We start from the raw sequence: 16,061 nt of genomic DNA on the forward strand, positions 1-16,061 counted from the left end.
CGCTCGCCGGCGTGCCCGTGGCGGGGCTGCGGCTGGCGGTGTGGCGGGCGCCGACGGACAACGACCTCGGCGCCGACTGGCAGCCGGGGAGCGACCTGGCGCGGCGCTGGCGCGGGGCCGGGCTGCACCGGCTGCGGCACCGGCCCGACGCGGTGGCGGTCGCGGACGGCGCGCTGACGGTCCGTACCCGGGTGGCGCCCGCCGCCACCGACTTGGGCCTGGCCGCCGAGTACCGGTGGACCGCGGACGCGGACCGGGTGGCGCTGACGGTGTCGGTGACGCCGGAGGGCGACTGGGACGGCCTGCCGCTGCCGCGGCTCGGGATCCGCTTCGCGCTGCCCGCCGGGTACGGCGCGGTGCGCTGGTACGGCGGCGGGCCCGGCGAGGCGTACCCGGACACCGGCGCCGCGGCGCTGCTCGGCCGCTGGTCGGCGAGCGTGGACGAGCTGCAGACGCCGTACGTGCGCCCGCAGGAGAACGGGGCGCGCGCCCGGGTGCGCTGGGCTGAGCTGTCCGGCGCCGGTGCCGGCGCCGGCGCCGGCGCCGGGCTGCGGATCGAGGGGGAGCCCGAGTTCGCGCTCACGGCCCGGCGCTGGACCACCGAGGAGCTGGACGCCGCGACGCACCGGCCGGACCTGGTGCCGGTCGACCGGGTGCACGTGACGCTGGACCACGCCCGCCACGGCATCGGCTCCGCGTCCTGCGGCCCCGGTGTGCTGCCGCGGTACGCGCTGGACGCGCGCCCGGCGACGTTCACGTTCGTCTTCGCCGCCGCGGACGGCCGCTGACGCGGGCCCGCCCCGCCCGGACGTTCCGTTTCCGGGCGGGGCGGGCCGGGGTGCCGGTCCTCGGCGGCGGTCCCACCGCTGTCGGCACAGCGGGGGGCGGCACCGTCAGAACAGCGAGTACAGCAGCCGGTTCGGTGAACCGCTGCGCGGGTCCTGCACCTTGCCGGGCGTGGTGTTGTCCACGACGGCCTGGCTGACCTGCGCGGGGGTCGCGGAGGGGTGCTGCTGCAGGTACAGCGCGGCGACGCCCGCGGTGTGCGGGGTGGCCATCGAGGTGCCGGAGATGGTGTTGACGGCCCGGTCGGAGTCGGACCAGCTCGACGTGATGCCCACGCCCGGCGCGAACAGGTCCAGGCAGGTGCCGTAGTTGGACCAGGAGGCGCGCCGGTCGGTGTTGTCCGTGGCGCCGACCGTGAGGGCGCCGGGCACGCGGGCGGGCGAGTAGTTGCAGGCGTTCTGCGGCCAGCCGAAGATGTTGCCGTTGCCGGCGGCGATCGCGTACGTCACACCGGCGTCGATCGACCGCTCGACGGCGTTGTCGAGCGCGGTGCTGGCGCCGCCGCCCAGGCTCATGTTGGCGACGGACGGGCCGTCGGCGTTGGCGGTCACCCAGTCGATGCCGGCGACGACGCCCGCGGTGGTGCCGGAGCCGCTGCAGTTCAGGACCCGTACGCCGACCAGCTCCGCCTCCTTGGCCACGCCGTACGTGCTGCCGCCGACGGTGCCCGCGACGTGGGTGCCGTGGCCGTTGCAGTCCTGGCCGTTCTGGCCGTCGCCGACGGAGTCGGTGCCGATCGAGGCGCGCCCGCCGAACTCGTCGTGGCCGGTACGGATACCGGTGTCGATGATGTAGGCGGTGACGCCGGCCGCGGTGGTGTCGTACGTGTACGTGCTGCTCAGCGGCAGGTCGCGCTGGTCGATGCGGTCCAGGCCCCAGGTGGCGTCGCTCTGGGTGTCCGCGACCCGTACGACGGCGTCCTGCTCGACGTACGCCACCCGCGGGTCGCGGGCCAGCTCGGCCGCCTCCGCCTTGCTCATCTCGGCGGAGAAGCCGCGCAGGGCGGTGCGGTAGACGTGCTCGGGCCGGACGTCCGCGGTGCCGGCGAGGTCGCGCGCCGCGGAGCGGGTCTCGGACTTCGCGACCTCGCCGTTCTTCAGGACGACGATCCACTGGCCGTCGACGGCCGTGGTGGACGGGGCGAGCCGGAGGTCGCCGTCGGGGGGCGCGCTGTTCGCGCCGGTTCCCGCGGCCAGTTGGACGCCGGCGGCGAGGGCGAGGGCCGAGAGCACCGTCGTCGCACGGCGCAGCGGTGTGGGGGTGAGTCTCATCTGGTGCACCAGAACCTTTCGTTGACCGGATCACGGGCAATGACGGGCAGTGCGGTGCCAGTTGCCCGCCCTGGTAGTGGGCGGCGCCCCGGCAGCGTCTCGCATGCCGGACGCCCCCACAAGTGGCAGGTTCACGCCAAATTGGCCCGCAGGAGCCGGTGGTGACCGGCACGGCCGGCCACGTGCGGGGCCGGCGGAGCCGCCCCCGCCGGCTCGCGACAGCCGGGAAACGGTGCCCGGGAATACGGAGACCCCCTCCTGTTGTCGGCACGGGGAAGGCCCGCAGACACCGGACGAGCAGGAGGAACACGTGGCGGCACCGGATGTGACGGCGCGAGACGCACAGGACGGGATACGGGGCCGGGCCCGCGGCTCGGCCCCCGTGCCGCTGTCCGTGCTGGACCTGGCCACCGTGGGCGCCGGGTACACCGCGACCGACGCGCTGCGCACCGGGGTCGCACTGGCCGGGCTGGCCGAGGACCGCGGCTTCCACCGCTACTGGGTGGCCGAGCACCACTCGATGCCGGGCGTCGCGTCCTCCTCGCCCGCCGTGATCCTGGCGCACCTGGCCGCGCACACCGCGACGATCCGGCTCGGCTCCGGCGGCGTGATGCTGCCCAACCACGCGCCGCTCGTCGTCGCCGAGCAGTTCGGCACGCTGGAGGCGCTCGCCCCCGGCCGCGTCGACCTGGGCCTGGGCCGCGCCCCCGGCACGGACGGCGCGACGGCGGCGGCGCTGCGCCGCACGGAGCGGCTGCGCGAGGGCGCCGAGGAGTTCCCGCAGCAGCTCGCGGAGCTGATCCGCTTCCTCGACGACGACTTCCCCGACGGCCACCCGTACCGGCGGATCCACGCCGTGCCGGGCCCGGTGCAGGCCACCGCGGCCGGCGGGGTGCAGTCGGCGCACCGGCCGCCGGTGTGGCTGCTGGGCTCGTCGATGTTCAGCGCCCGGCTCGCCGCGGAGCTGGGCCTCCCGTTCGCCTTCGCGCACCACTTCGCCGCGCAGCACACCGGGCCCGCGCTGGAGCTGTACCGCGAGGCGTTCCAGCCGTCGGCCGTGCTGCCGGCCCCGTACGCGCTGATCGGCGTCTCGGTGCTGGCGGCCGAGGACGCGCGGGAGGCGCGGCGGCAGGTCACCGCCGGCGCGCTGAGCATGCTGCGGCTGCGCACCGGCCGGCCCGGTCTGGTGCCGTCGCCCGAAGAGGCGGAACGGTACGAGTTCAGCCCGCTGGAGCGGGAGTTCACCGACTCGTGGACCGGCAACGTGGTGCACGGCACCCCGGACGAGGTCTGCACCGGCCTGGGCGACCTGCAGAAGCGCACGGGCGCCGACGAGCTGATGCTCACCACGAACGTGCACGGGCCGCAGGCGCGGCTGCGCTCGTACGAGCTGATCGCGGACGCCTACAGCCTGCCGGCCGGCGCCGGGGCCGCCGCCGGCACCGACGCCGCCGTGTGACGGGACGTCCGCGGCGGTGCCCGGAGCCCGTCACACGGCGGCGTACGGGCCCCGGGCACCGCGCTCAGACGCCTTCGCCGAGCAGCGCGCCGGGACGCTCCCGGCCGGCGGCACCCGCGGCGACGTCCACGCGCGCGCCGGTCTCCTCGTCGACGACCCCGACGCGGATCACCGGCGGCCGCGGGCTGTCCAGCCCCGCCTTCGCGTCCATCGCGAAGACCACGGACACCGGCCGGCCGGGGCCCTCGGCGGTCCCGTGCAGACCGGTGTAGCGCAGGAAGCGCCAGCCGTCCTCGTCCCAGTGCTCGCGCAGCCCGGAGCGGACGACGTGGCTCACCGTCTGCCACGCCAGGGAGCGTTCCACCAGCTCGACGGAGCCCTCGACGGGCACCGCCGCGGGGTCGCCGGCCCGGCCCGCCCCGGCGTGCAGCGGGTGGCCGAACAGCCGCAGCCGCAGCCTGCGCAGCGGCAGCCGGACGGAGCGGTCGGGGTCGCCGAAGGGCAGCCACGCCAGCGCCGCGCTCGGCCGGTCCCGCAGCGCCTCCCACCACGGCCCGCCGGCCGCCGCCGGCACACCGCCGGCCGCGAGGCCGTCGGCCAGCACGACCGCCCCGCCGGCCAGCACGAAGCCGGCCCTGGCGAAGGCCCGTACGCCGATGGGCGCCTTGTCCCGCGCGGTGCAGCCGCAGGACGCGTCGGGCGCGGTGGCCCTGGCGTACCCGAGGTACGCCGCGAAGCCCGCGCCCGCGAGCGCCGCGGCCGCCCCGGTGACCAGCGGCCACGGCAGCGCCACCAGCACGAGCGCGACGAGCAGCTCCGCCGCCCCGACCGCGCGCAGCGCGACCGTGGCGCGCGGCAGCCCGCCGAGCCGGCGCTCCAGCACGGTGTCCGCCGCCTGCGCCCGGGTGTTGCGTCCGAACAGCTTGGTGCCTCCGGTCCAGCCGAGCACGCCGCCGACCAGCAGTGCGATCATGCTGCCTCCGTCCTCGAAGCGGTCCCGGCCGTCAGTGCCCGACCGTGATCCTGGCGATGTCGACCGACCCGTCCTTGGGGCGCCAGGCGCCGAGCACCAGCGCCTGCTGGCCCATGCGCAGCCCCGACAGGTCGTCGGTGAGCGCGGCGCCGGCGTACGAGGCGGTGGAGCGGCCCGGGACGATGCGGCCGATCAGCTCGCCGCCGTGGTAGCCGAGGGCCAGCCGGTCCTTGCCGATGCCGCGGACGGTGACGTCGAGGTTGACGATGTTCACCCAGACCGCGTCGGCGGCGACGGTGCCGTCCGGCATCTCCAGGCCGCGGGCGTAGAGCCCGTCGCCGGTCTCGATGTCGGCGGCGGTGGTGGGGTGCAGCTTCCAGATGCTGGTGGCGTTGGTGAGCTGGATGCGGTGCCGTTCGCCGTACGAGCCGGCGACGTGCAGCAGGGTGCCGCCCTCGATGCCGGTGATCAGCCCTTCGGCGAACGAGGTGTCCGCGACCGCCGGGTCGAGCGGCGGGGTGGGCGCCGCGAACGCGGCGTCGGGGTCCACGGCGCCGAGCGCCGTGGCGCCGACGACGGTGGCGCCGCCCAGTGCGGTGGCGGACAGGAAGCGCCGCCGGTCGAACGTCGAGCCCGTTGCGTCGTTCATGGCCGCGCCTCCTTCACTCGTAGATCCAGACGCCGGTCTTGCCGGAGCTGAGGCTGGCGATCTGGGAGTACGCCGCGGGCGTCAGGTCGAGGATGCGGTTGGTGCGGCAGACGCCGTCGCAGCAGGTCGCCTCGCCGCAGAAGCTCTTGGTGCGCGGCCCGCAGTCCGTGATGGTGATGCAGACGGCCGCCCGGGAGCACTGCTGGACGACGCGCATGACGGAGCCGCAGCCGCGGCGCGGCAGGTTGCCCTCGCCGCACAGGTCGGGCCGGGTGATGTCCCAGCACGCCGCGGACGCGTTCGGCCAGGCGCCGTGGTTCGAGGCGGAGCGGCAGTTGCCGCAGGCGCCGCCGCCGGCGGAGCCGCAGGGGCCCCAGGCCGCGCCGCAGCAGAACCAGGTGGCCTCGCCGCGCCAGAGGTAGTTCGTACTGCATGCCATGTGTTCGAGCTCCCTTCGATTGGCCCGTACATGACAGTCCCTGTGCCTGTGGGGGTGTCGTACGGGTGCCGAGAGCCCGCCGGGGGGACACGTGTGGCGGACGGCCCGAGCGTGACGTGCCGCACACCCGCGGTCAAACGGGCGCCGCGGCGCCAGTGGACCGGTCCTCTGGTGTAACCGCGGCGCAAGCCCGTCCGTACGGCCGCGGGCGCTCCGCACGGCCGGGCGCTCCCGCCCGCCCACGTGCCGCCCCGCGCTCCCCGTGCGCCGCTCCCGCCCCGGGCGGGACGTGACACGATGGGGGCAACCGGCGCACCGCGCCGGGCAGTTGCGTCGGGAGCACGCGGAAGCACGCGCACGTACGGGAGAGGGGAGCCCGGTGACCGGTTTCAACAGGGGTGTCGGCAAGGTCGAGATCGCGCTGAGGTGGGACCCCAGTCCCCTCGGTGCGCCGCCTCACGACCTGGACCTCGTGGCGGCGACGTACAGCGCCGACGACCCGCGGGGCGAGCCGGCCTACCTGGTCCACTTCGACAGCCGCTCCCCCGACGGCACCATCACCCTGCAGCGGCACAGCCACACCGGCCAGGGCTTCGGCGCCGACGAGGTGCTGACGCTGGAGTTCGCGCGCATCTCGGCCGCGTACGCCCGCGTCGTCGTCGGCGTCGCGATCCAGCAGGGCTCCGGCCGGCTGACCTTCGGCGAGGTGGCGGCGACCGGCGTGCAGGTCCGCGAGGACCACGTCGAGCTGGCCGCCGACGACTTCGCCGGGGTCGCCGACGCCACCGCCGCCACCGTCGCGGAGTTCGTCCGCGGGGACTCCGGCAGCTGGCGGTTCCGCCCCGCGGTGCGCGGCTTCGACGCCGGCCCCACGCAGTTCACCGCCCTCATGGGGACCGTGTCCGGCGACTGACGGCCGGCCGGCCCCGGGGGGTGCCACCGCGCCACGCAAGGCTGCCGGTGGCACCCCCCGGGGCCGCCCCAGGGCACAGGCCCTAGCGCCGCCAGGTGCTCAGCGAGTCGGACAGCTCCGCCGCGGCCGCCACGACCCGCTCGGTGATGTGCCCGGCGCGCTCGTCGTCGATACGGAAGTGCGGCCCGGCGACCGTGACCGCGGCGACCACCTTCTCGCCCACCCCGATCGGCGCGGCCACCGCCCACACGCCCTCGTCGACCTCCGCCTCGCTCTTGGACCACCCCTGCGCGGCGACGGCCTGCACCTCGGCCAGCACCGAGTCCCGCTCCGCGGGCGACGGCGCGGGGCGCAGCCGCTCGAAGTAGTGCCGGGCCCACTCCTCGCCCATCGCGGCGAGCAGCACCTTGGGCCCGGCGCCGCGGTGCAGGCTCATGATCTGGCCCGGCTCGAACGACAGCCGGATCGTGTGCTCGGGGTGGCTCATCTCCACGCAGGTCGCGAAGTCGCCCACGCGCCGGATCACGAGGGCGGCCTCGCCGGTCTCCTTCGACAGCCGCTCGACGAGCGGGCGGAGCACCCGGGAGACCGGGAACGCCTGCTCCGCGCTGCGGGCCAGCAGGAAGATCCGCGGGGAGAGCACGTAGGTGCCGCCGCCGTTGTCCTCCACCATGTCCATCTCGCGCAGCAGCGAGACGAACCGGTAGGCGGAGGGCACCGAGATCCCGACGGAGTGCGCGATCTCCTCCACGCTCAGCTCCGGCCCCTTCTCCGTGAAGAGGAGAAGGATCTTCAGCACCCTCCTGGCGCTGTCCACGCCGGGGGTCCGCTCCCGCCCTTCTGACACGATGCGCTCGCCCTTCTGTACTCGTGGTGTGGCCCCGGGGCGCGTCAGGCGGAGTACGTGCCGACGAGCCGGTTCTGCTCGATGACGCGGTCGCCGTACGTGCTCAGGAACTCCTCGCGCGACGGCTCGCCCGCGACCGGGGTGTCGAGGGCGTAGACCCAGAAATAGTAGTGATGGGTGCCGTGCCCCGGGGGCGGCTGGGGTCCGGTGTACGCCCTGTCGCCAAGGGAGTTGGGGCCCTCGCGGACGGTGCCCGCCGGGTTCGCCGCACCCGCGGAGGGCACGGCGGGCGCGGCCGGGTCGATGCCGTAGACCACCCAGTGGGTGAAGCCGTGCGACAGCGGCGCGTCGGGGTCGTGGACGATCAGCGCCAGTTCGGCCGTGCCGGCGGGGACTCCGGTGATCTCGACCTCGGGGGCCGTGTTGCCGTGGTCGGCGGCGTGCCGGTCCGGGATGCGCTCGCCCGGGCCGAGGCCGCGGACGGCGACGGCGAGGTCCTTGATGTTCACGGGCATGTCTCTTCGGTCCTCTCGGTGGCGGTACGCGGGCGGGGTCGGCCCGTCGTACGGTCGAGCATGCGGACGATCTCGTCCGCGACGGTCTGCGGGTCCTCCTCGGGCACGTAGTGGTCGAGCCCGGGGAGCTGTACGGCGCGGAAGTCGGGGCGCAGTTCGCGGGTCGCGGCGAAGGCCCGCGGGGAGACGATCGCGCTGTGCTCGCCGCGCAGCAGGGTGACGGGGACGTCGACGGCGCCGGCCGCCGCGGCGAAGTCGTGCCGCAGGCCGTCGACGGTGCGGGCCATGGCGCCGGGGTCGGCGAGCGGGCGCAGCTCCGGGCCGGCGCCGGCCGGGGCGTAGCCGTAGCGGCGCCGGCGGCGGACGGCGTCCGCGGGCAGCAGCGGGTCGCGCTCGCGCAGGTACGCCTCGACGTCCGGCGCCGAGGCGAAGGTGCGGTCGCCGCCGCGCACCCGGGTCTCCAGCGCGTCGAGCACGGCCGGCTCGACGTACGGGGTGTAGTCCACCGCGACGACGCCGGCGACCACCTCGGGGTGCTCGGCGGCGAGCACCACGGCGTTGCGGGCGCCGAGGGAGTGCCCGACGGCCACCACCGGGCCGCAGTCCAGCGCGCGGATCAGCGCGAGCACGTCGGCGGTGTACGCGGCTGCGGTGTATGCGGCGGCGGTGCAGCCGTCGGCGGGCTTGCCGCTGCGGCCGTGGCCGCGCTGGTCGACGGCCACGGTCCGCACCGCGTCGCCGAGCCGGGCCACCACGGCGTCCCAGACCCCGAGGCTGGCGGTGGTGCCGTGCAGCAGCACGACAGCCGGGCCGGCCCCGGCGTCGCGTACGCACAGCTCGACCTCCCCGGCGCGCACGTACGCGAGGTCCGGCGGTGCGTCGGGCGGTGCGTGCGGCGCCGGGTCGGGCGGCTGGGGCCGGTGGGTCACGGTCGGCTCCGCCCGCTCACACCGGCTTGATCGCGGAGAGCGCCTTGCGGACGCTCACCAGGCCGTCGACGATGTCGGCGCGCTTGGCGGCGACTTCGCCCTCGCCGTACTCGTACAGGCCGCCGCCCGTCTTCATGCCCAGCCTGCCCTCGGCGGTCAGCTCGGTGACCAGGGAGGAGACGCCGGACTCGGTGGACAGGTCGCGGTTGAGGTAGGAGCCGACGGCCTGGTAGATGTCCAGGCCCGCCATGTCGACCAGCCGCATCGGGCCGATGACGGCGAGCTTGTAGCCGACGCCCCACTTCACGACGGTGTCCAGGTCCCGCTGGGAGACCACGCCCTCCTCGACGAGGGCCATGCATTCCCGCAGCACCGCGTAGAGCACGCGGTTCTCGACGAAGCCGGGCACCTCCTTCTCGACCACGGCCTCGTAGCCGAACGCCTCGACGATGCCGACGAGCTGCTCCTCGACGGCGGCGCCGGTGCGTTCCCCCCGGACGATCTCGATCATCGGGATGAGGTGCGGCGGGTTGGACCAGTGCATGCCGATGAGGCGTTCGGGGTGGGCCATGTCCACCGCCATGTCGGAGATCGGGATGCCGGAGGTGTTCGTCGCGATGATCGCGTCGTCCCGCACCGCGGCCTCGACCTGGGCGAGCACCGTCTTCTTCAGCTCCAGCTGCTCCGGCACCGCCTCGATGACGAGGTCGGCGCCGTCGAGCGCCTTGGCCTGGTCGCGTTCGAAGGTGACGGAGCCGCCGGGTGTCACGGGCACGTCGAGGCGGTCGAGGTGCGCGACGACGCCGGCGCAGGTCCCCTCCGCCCGCGCCAGGGCCTCCTCGCTGACGTCGTGGAGCCGTACGCCGGATCCGTAGCGGGCGAGCAGCGCGGCGATGCCGGGCCCCATGCTCCCCGAACCGAGGACGGTGCTGGTGGTGGGAATGCTCACGGTGGTTCCTTTCGTGCTGCGGCGGGCCGGCGGGGTCAGCGGGCGGCTTCGAGCCGGTCGAGCTTGCGGTTGAAGTACATCCAGTAGTTGTCGCGGGCCCGCTCGGGGTAGATGCGGCGGTTCTTCTCGACGCTCTCGTCGGCGTCCGGCAAGTCGTACGGCAGGCCGGAGGCGGCCAGGGTGAGCTGGAAGGCCGCGGCCTTCTCCAGGAAGATCCCGGCGAGCGTCGCGTCGCGGACGTTGCGGCCGACGAACGAGGCGCCGTGGTTGGCCTGGAGCACGGCGTCGGCGTCGCCGAGGACGCGGGCCAGCGCCTTGCCCAGCTCCTGGGTGGTGATGATGTGGCTGGTCGAGTCGAAGCGCGGGACGCCGTGCTCGGCGAACCACACGCCGTGGTTGTTCACCGGCTCGATCCGCGCGCGGCCGGCGCCGAAGACCGTGGCCTGGAAGGGGTGCGAGTGGCCGACGACGTGGACGTCGGGCCGGGCGAGCATGATCTCGGCGTGCAGCGGCCATTCGAGGTGGCGCAGTCCCTGGCCCTCCAGCACGTTGCCGTCGAAGTCGATGAGGATGTAGTCGCCGGCGTGTACCTCCTCCATGCCGAGGTTGCCGCGCTTGAGCCACAGCCCGCGGCCGTGCGGGTCGCGGTACGACAGGTGGCCCATGGACATGTCGCCGTGGCCCTCCATCTCCAGGATCCGGTGGGCCCTGGCGAGGTTGTCGAGCACGTTGGCGACGGAGTCGTCCTGGGAGTACCGCGCATCGCTGGTCTGCATGGGATACCTCCTGGTCACCGGGCGGACCCGGACGCGGCCTGCGCGCGGGCCTCGGTCACGGTCAGGCCGCCGACGCGCTCGTGCACCCGGCCGCCGCTGGCGACGGCCACGCAGACGAACAGCTCGTCGGGGCGCGGCACGTCGGGCACGGAGACGGTGACGGCGTCGTAGTGGGAGCGGACGTACACCTCGTCCTTGTACGCCAGCGGGATGTCGAGGCTCGCGCCGGCGGCCGCGGTCTTGGTGGCCGAGGAGATCCACGCCGCCCCGCCGCCGACGGCCTCGCGCAGCGCGTTGCCGAAGACGGTGGTGACGCAGGCGACGACGTGCTCCTGCTCGCCGGCCAGCCCGGCCAGCCCGCCCTTGCCGTAGCTCTCCACCTCGGCGCCGCCGAGCAGCGCCGCGGCCCGCCGGCCGAGCGCCGTCCCCAGCGCGGCGCTCGGCGCGGTGAGCGCGGACAGGTCGTCGGCGTAGCGGCCGGCGAACGGGTTCCTGATGACGACGCCGCAGACGGCCTTGAGCAGCGGCCGCGCGGCGACCGGGCCGTTCTCGTGCAGCGTCTCCTCGACCAGGCCGACCCAGCGCCGCACCTGGTAGTCCTTCGTCACCTGCTCCTCGGGGGTCATCAGGTTCCTCTCCTCAGTGGTCTCGGTGGAGTCCGGTGCCGGTGCGGCCGCCGGGGGCCGTGGGCCCGGAGGCGGAGCCGCTCAGCTCTGCCCGACGGACAGCGCGTGCCGGTTGGGGTTGGTCGGGTCGTACAGGGCGGTTTCGAGGTTCTCGAGCGTGAACTGGTTGCCCTCGGACATCGACCGGGTGGCGGCGAAGTCGGCGGAGCGGCGCTGGCAGCGGTCCGTGACGGGCCGCTCCAGCTCCTCCCAGCGGACCAGGGCCGCTTCGACGTCGCCGTCGTCGGCCTCGGTGGCGGCGACCGCGAGGGTGTACGCGTTGGCCATCGCGCAGCCGGCGCCCTGGGCGAGCGCGGGGGGCATGGCGTGGGCGGCGTCGCCGACGAGGGCGACGGCGCCGCGGCGCCACTCGGCGACGGAGGTGGTCTCGTAGCCGTAGTACCGGGGGTCCGCGGCGGTCGCGGCGGCCCGCAGGACCGGGGTCAGCTCGGGGTACGCGGACGTCCACAGGTCCAGGTCGATGGGGGTGCGGCTGCCCTGCTCGTCGGCGCGGGGCGCGCCGAGGGCGAGGTACAGCTCGCGGTCGTTGCAGGGCACGTAGAGCACGCGCAGATAGCGGGGTTCGAGGTTCCAGAAGTCGATGACGTTGTCCCACTCGCCGGGCCCGAGTTCGGCCCGGTGGCGCGGCACGAGGAAGCGGGTGATCCCGTCGCGGGACTTCCAGCGCTCCTGCTCGAAGCCTATGGAGTCCCGGACCTTCGACTTCACCCCGTCCGCGCCCACGACGAGGTCGGCGTGCAGGGTCTCGCCGGAGGCCAGGGTGACCCGGCCGCGGGGGTCGGCCGCGACCACCTCGGAGCCGGTACGGATCTCCACGCCGGCGGCGAGTGCGGCGTCCAGCAGGCACCTGTGCAGGTACGGCCGGGTCATCGTGCGCCAGGGCAGGCCGCCGAAGTCCTCGTGGGACACGGTGGCGTGCTGGAAGCGGGTCTCGTAGTACGGCGGCGTCATCGAGCCGGCCAGCACCGCCTCGTACACGCCGATCGCCTTGAGCACCTTGAGGCTGTTGTGCCACAGGACGATGCCGGCCCCCTGCTCGCGCAGCTCCGTCCCCTTCTCGTGCACCCGCACCGACCACCCGCGCCGGGCGAGCGCCGCGGCCGCGGTCAGCCCCGCGAACCCCGCGCCGGAGACCTCCGCGTGGCGCCCGCGCCTGTCAACCGTGGTTTCCATAGCTCCGCTCTCACTCGTCGGGCCGGCCGCCCGGAGGCGGCCGGCTGCGCCTTCAGTTGCCGGCGTCGTTCCCGGCACCGGAGCCGGCGCCGGCCTGCGCGGCCTTCTCGACGAACTTCTCCTCGTAGACGTCCTGGACGTCGGGGGCGCCGCCCTTGAGCACGTCCTGGTGGTCGAGGGTGTCGATGGTCGCCTGCCACACCTGCCTGTCCATCGCCCCGAGGCCGTGCTCGTCGGTGACGTCGCTGGTGAAGGTGTGGTCGATGTCGGCCTGCAGCTGCCGCTCGAACAGGTCGGCCTTGTCGCGCAGCTCCGGGGACGACCCGGCGAGGATCTCGGCGGTCTTCTCCGGGTTCTGCTGCACGTAGTCGAAGGCCTTGAGGTAGGCGTTGGTGAAGCGCTGCACCAGGTCGGGGTCGTTCTCCACCATCTCGTCGCTGGTGAACAGGCCGGAGCCGTAGCCCTCGAAGCCGTGCTCGGAGCCCAGCAGGACGTCGAGGGAGCCCGGGCCGCCGGCGGCGTCCTCCAGCTGCGGGACCTCGGCGTCGATGTAGCAGGGGACGGTGTCGACCTTGCCCTGGATCAGGTAGTTCTCGTACGGCGGCGTGACGCTGACCTCCTTGAGGTCGTCGCGGTCCATGCCGTTGGCCGCGAGCAGCGCCTGGTAGAAGATGAACGTCGAGCCCGCGGCGTGGATGCCGGCGGTCATGCCCTTCAGGTCGTCGATGGACCGCAGCCGGTTCTCGTCCTTCACCGTGCACATGGCCAGCGGCGAGGTCTGGTTGACGGCGGCCAGGGCGGTGACGGGCACGTCCTGGGAGCGCGCGGTGACGAGCGACGGCAGGTCGCCGAAGCCGAAGTCGGCGCGCCCGGTGCCGACGATGCGCAGCGCGTCCGGCGACCCGGTGCCGGTCTTGATGTCCTCGACGTCGATGCCCTCGTCCTCGAAGTAGCCGAGTTCGTCGGCGACGTAGAACATGCCGTGGTTGCCGCGGACTTGGTAGTCGAGCTGCACGCTGACCTGGTCGAGTCCGCCGTCGCCGGAGTCGTCGCCCGAGTCGCCGCCGCAGCCCGCGAGAATCAGCGCCGCGGTGGTCGCGCCCGCGATACCGGCGGCGGTTTTCCTACTCTGCCTGAATTTCTTTCCGGAGGGGAACATGTTGGGCTCCTAGTGCAGGAGAGAATGCCTTGCCGGATTCAACGGGTGGTGTCGGCCGTGATGTGCGGGAAGCGTTTGCGGAGCACGAACTCCAGCAGCGACATCCCGTAATAAAGGATCAGGCCGAGCAGGGACACGAGGGTCAGGGCCGCGAACATGAGCGGGGTGTCCAGCTGTGTCGAGGCGAACTGGATGAGATAGCCGAGGCCGTTCTCCGCGCCGGCGAACTCCGCGACGACCGCGCCGATGACGGCGAGGGTGATCGCGATGCGCATGCCCGCGAAGAGGTACGGCAGCGAGGTGGGGATCCGGATACGGGTGAGGATCTGGTTCCGCGACGAGCCCACCGACCGCATGAGCAGCAGCAGGTCCTGGTCGACGGCCTTGAGGCCGACGATCGTGTTGAGGGTGATCGGGAAGAACGTGATCACCACGATGAGCAGCAGCTTCGGCGCGAGGCCGTAGCCGAACCAGAGGATGAAGATCGGCGCCAGGGCGACCTTGGGGACGACCTGGAAGAGCACGATCAGCGGGTACAGCGCGCGCTCCAGCCAGCCGAAGCGGACGATGAGCACGGCGAGCAGCACGCCTATGGCGAAGCTGAGGAGGAAGCCGTAGAGGATCTCCTGGGTGGTGACCCAGGCGGCCTCCCCGAGCATGTCGCGCGAGCGCCACATCTCGGCGAGGAACTCGCTCGGCTTGGCCAGCTCGAAGCTGGAGATGCCGAAGACCTCGACGGCCAGTTCCCAGAGCACGAAGGCGGCGACGAACACGGCGAAACTGGGCCATACGCGCCGGAGCCAGGAGCGCACCGCGCCGCCGCGGGCCGGGCCGCCGCCCGGACGCCGCCCGGCCGGCTTCTTCACGTCGTCCTGTGCGAGCACCATGTCAGACCGTCGCTTTCGGTTCCAGGTGGCCGCGCAGCCGCCCCGTGTACTCGGTGAACACCGGCTCGTCGAGCACCTCGCGGGTACGCGGCCGGGGCAGGGCGACGTCCAGGCTCTCCAGGAAGCGGCCCCGGTCCAGGCCCATCACGTGCACGGTGTCGGAGAGGAAGACCGCCTCGGAGATGGAGTGGGTGACGAAGACGACGGTCTTGCCGGTCGTCGCCCAGATCTCGGCGAGCTTGAGGTTCATCTCGTCCCGGGTGATGGCGTCCAGCGCGCCGAAGGGCTCGTCCATCAGCAGGATGGCCGGGTCCATGGCCAGCGCGCGGGCGAGGGACACGCGCTGCGCCATGCCGCCGGACAGCTCGTGCGGCAGCTTGTCCTCCGCCGCGCTCAGGCCGACCAGCTCCAGCGCCCGCCGCGCCGCCGGGGCGGCCTCGGCCGCGCGCTCGCCCGCGGCGATCTGCCGCAGCATGCTCGCGTTCTGCAGCGCGGACTTCCACGGCAGCAGCGCCGGCCGCTGCGGTACGAGGCCGATGACGCGGCCCTTGACCGCGTCGGCGGCCGGCTGCCCGCCGATCCGCACCGTGCCCCGGGTGGGTTCGAGAATTCCGCCGAGAATCTTCAGCAGCGTGCTCTTGCCGCACCCGGAGGGGCCGAGCAGCGTGACAAAGCTGCCGGGGGTGATGTCGAGGTCCAGGTTCTCCAGAACCGTCTGTTCCTGCTCGCGCCGAGCGAAACGCATTGCGATACCCTGCGCTGAAATCCCCATGGATTCCATGGAAAGCTCCTATCCGCGCATCGGAGCGACACCGGAGTTGGACGATCGGGTTATCACTGTCTAAGAATGTGTTATCAAGCACGTTAGGCACGCCACCCTGAGGGCGTCAAGAGCCGAAACATGGATTTCCCTCGGACGACGCAGCGCGGAAACCCGGAAGGGCGGCCGGAGCACCGGTGGTCAACCGGGCTCCGGCCGCCCCCGGGAGGTGGCCGGACCTGTGCCGCGCGCGCTACCGCGTTACAGCGCGGTCTCCCGCACGAACCGCAGCCGCAGCCGCGCGTAGAGGTCGTCGTCCGCGGACAGCTCCGGGTCGTCGTGCGGCCAGAGCCGGCGCGGGGTGCCGCCGGCGGCGCGGCAGGCCGCCGGGAGGGTGACGACGGCGCCGTCACCGGCGGTGAACCGGCGCTCGGCGTCGTCCAGCGCCGCGGTCAGCGCCGCGCCGCGCAGCCCCGCGGCACGCAGCTGGGCGGCGGTGGCGGCGCCGGTCTCGACGGTGCCCTTCCAGCCGCCGTCGCCGAGGGCGGCGAGGACGGCGAGCGGGCGGGGTTCGAGGCGCTCGCAGGCGAGGACGACGAGCGCGGAGTCGCCGGCGGCCTCGCTCAGGTGCTCGCCGAGCCAGCGCACCGGCAGGTCGCGGACGGGCAGGGCGGGGTCGGCGGCCGGGTGCTCCGGACAGGGCACGACCTTCAGCCGGACGTCGGGCAGTTCCGCCGGCGCGGTGACCAGGAGGAGGCCGGCCTCGCGGCGGGCCATCCGCGCCACGGCCGCGCCCCGGACGGCGGCGGGGCCGGGAGCGGCGCGGCGGG

At 74.1% G+C, this 16,061-nt stretch carries 18 protein-coding genes; 3 read left to right on the forward strand and 15 right to left on the reverse strand.

Features of this window, described 5'->3' with window-relative positions; all coding sequences use genetic code 11:
• Positions 1-788, forward strand: a 788-nt coding sequence (locus ABD317_RS21895) for a beta-galactosidase small subunit (protein ID WP_344291644.1), incomplete at its 5' end; no start/stop codon positions are given.
• A gap of 105 nt (positions 789-893) precedes the next feature.
• Here the strand turns inward: ABD317_RS21895 and ABD317_RS21900 are convergent.
• Positions 894-2,126 carry a S8 family peptidase gene (locus tag ABD317_RS21900; protein ID WP_344291645.1) on the reverse strand — a complete coding sequence of 411 codons (1,233 nt, stop codon included), beginning with the start codon at positions 2,124-2,126 and terminating at the stop codon, positions 894-896.
• A 301-nt stretch (positions 2,127-2,427) separates the two neighbouring features.
• Between ABD317_RS21900 and ABD317_RS21905 the strand changes: the two genes are divergently transcribed.
• Positions 2,428-3,576, forward strand: a complete 1,149-nt coding sequence (locus tag ABD317_RS21905) for an LLM class flavin-dependent oxidoreductase (protein ID WP_344291646.1) — start codon at positions 2,428-2,430, stop codon at positions 3,574-3,576.
• Between the two features lie 64 nt (positions 3,577-3,640).
• Here ABD317_RS21905 and ABD317_RS21910 read toward each other — a convergent pair whose 3' ends face one another.
• From ABD317_RS21910 to ABD317_RS21920, 3 genes are read right to left on the reverse strand one after another with little or no spacing between them, the layout of a single operon-like run.
• On the reverse strand, positions 3,641-4,549 hold the full coding sequence (locus ABD317_RS21910) for a MauE/DoxX family redox-associated membrane protein (protein ID WP_344291647.1): 909 nt from the start codon (positions 4,547-4,549) through the stop codon (positions 3,641-3,643).
• Positions 4,550-4,580: 31 nt separating this feature from the next.
• Positions 4,581-5,198, reverse strand: coding sequence for a hypothetical protein (locus ABD317_RS21915; protein WP_027752002.1), 618 nt, complete (start codon positions 5,196-5,198; stop codon positions 4,581-4,583).
• Between the two features lie 13 nt (positions 5,199-5,211).
• Complete coding sequence (locus ABD317_RS21920; RefSeq protein WP_027752003.1) at positions 5,212-5,637, reverse strand: RlpA-like double-psi beta-barrel domain-containing protein; 426 nt, start codon at positions 5,635-5,637, stop codon at positions 5,212-5,214.
• A gap of 379 nt (positions 5,638-6,016) precedes the next feature.
• Between ABD317_RS21920 and ABD317_RS21925 the strand changes: the two genes are divergently transcribed.
• The gene (locus ABD317_RS21925) at positions 6,017-6,550 is read left to right on the forward strand and encodes a TerD family protein (RefSeq protein ID WP_344291648.1); all 534 of its coding nucleotides are present in this window, start codon (positions 6,017-6,019) and stop codon (positions 6,548-6,550) included.
• Between the two features lie 82 nt (positions 6,551-6,632).
• Here the strand turns inward: ABD317_RS21925 and ABD317_RS21930 are convergent, their stop codons facing one another.
• From ABD317_RS21930 to ABD317_RS21980, 11 genes are all read right to left on the reverse strand, one after another.
• Positions 6,633-7,367, reverse strand: a complete 735-nt coding sequence (locus ABD317_RS21930; RefSeq protein WP_234019776.1) for an IclR family transcriptional regulator — start codon at positions 7,365-7,367, stop codon at positions 6,633-6,635.
• Between the two features lie 74 nt (positions 7,368-7,441).
• Positions 7,442-7,912: a YbhB/YbcL family Raf kinase inhibitor-like protein gene (locus tag ABD317_RS21935; RefSeq protein ID WP_344291649.1), complete on the reverse strand. Its 471-nt coding sequence runs from the start codon at positions 7,910-7,912 to the stop codon at positions 7,442-7,444.
• Positions 7,903-8,841 (reverse strand): alpha/beta fold hydrolase, encoded by a 939-nt coding sequence (locus tag ABD317_RS21940; protein WP_344291650.1) that lies wholly within the window; start codon positions 8,839-8,841, stop codon positions 7,903-7,905. Before ABD317_RS21940 ends, ABD317_RS21935 begins: the two co-directional genes overlap by 10 nt.
• A 16-nt stretch (positions 8,842-8,857) precedes the next feature.
• A complete protein-coding gene (locus tag ABD317_RS21945; protein ID WP_027752007.1) occupies positions 8,858-9,790 on the reverse strand; it encodes a 3-hydroxyacyl-CoA dehydrogenase NAD-binding domain-containing protein in 933 nt (310 codons plus the stop codon).
• Between the two features lie 35 nt (positions 9,791-9,825).
• On the reverse strand, positions 9,826-10,566 hold the full coding sequence (locus ABD317_RS21950; protein WP_344291651.1) for a class II aldolase/adducin family protein: 741 nt from the start codon (positions 10,564-10,566) through the stop codon (positions 9,826-9,828).
• 14 nt (positions 10,567-10,580) lie between these two features.
• On the reverse strand, positions 10,581-11,192 hold the full coding sequence (locus ABD317_RS21955; RefSeq protein WP_027752009.1) for an amino acid synthesis family protein: 612 nt from the start codon (positions 11,190-11,192) through the stop codon (positions 10,581-10,583).
• 81 nt (positions 11,193-11,273) lie between these two features.
• The gene (locus tag ABD317_RS21960) at positions 11,274-12,425 is read right to left on the reverse strand and encodes an FAD-dependent oxidoreductase (RefSeq protein WP_344291652.1); all 1,152 of its coding nucleotides are present in this window, start codon (positions 12,423-12,425) and stop codon (positions 11,274-11,276) included.
• 52 nt (positions 12,426-12,477) lie between these two features.
• Positions 12,478-13,584 carry an ABC transporter substrate-binding protein gene (locus ABD317_RS21965; protein WP_344291653.1) on the reverse strand — a complete coding sequence of 369 codons (1,107 nt, stop codon included), beginning with the start codon at positions 13,582-13,584 and terminating at the stop codon, positions 12,478-12,480.
• A gap of 38 nt (positions 13,585-13,622) precedes the next feature.
• Positions 13,623-14,471: an ABC transporter permease gene (locus tag ABD317_RS21970; protein WP_344291654.1), complete on the reverse strand. Its 849-nt coding sequence runs from the start codon at positions 14,469-14,471 to the stop codon at positions 13,623-13,625.
• A 1-nt stretch (position 14,472) separates the two neighbouring features.
• Positions 14,473-15,216 carry an ABC transporter ATP-binding protein gene (locus tag ABD317_RS21975; RefSeq protein WP_344291655.1) on the reverse strand — a complete coding sequence of 248 codons (744 nt, stop codon included), beginning with the start codon at positions 15,214-15,216 and terminating at the stop codon, positions 14,473-14,475.
• A gap of 276 nt (positions 15,217-15,492) precedes the next feature.
• On the reverse strand, positions 15,493-16,061 hold a 569-nt coding region (locus ABD317_RS21980; RefSeq protein ID WP_344291656.1), incomplete at its 5' end, for a hypothetical protein.

The organism is Streptomyces synnematoformans (assembly GCF_039531005.1).
GTDB classification, from domain to species: Bacteria; Actinomycetota; Actinomycetes; order Streptomycetales; family Streptomycetaceae; genus Streptomyces; species Streptomyces synnematoformans.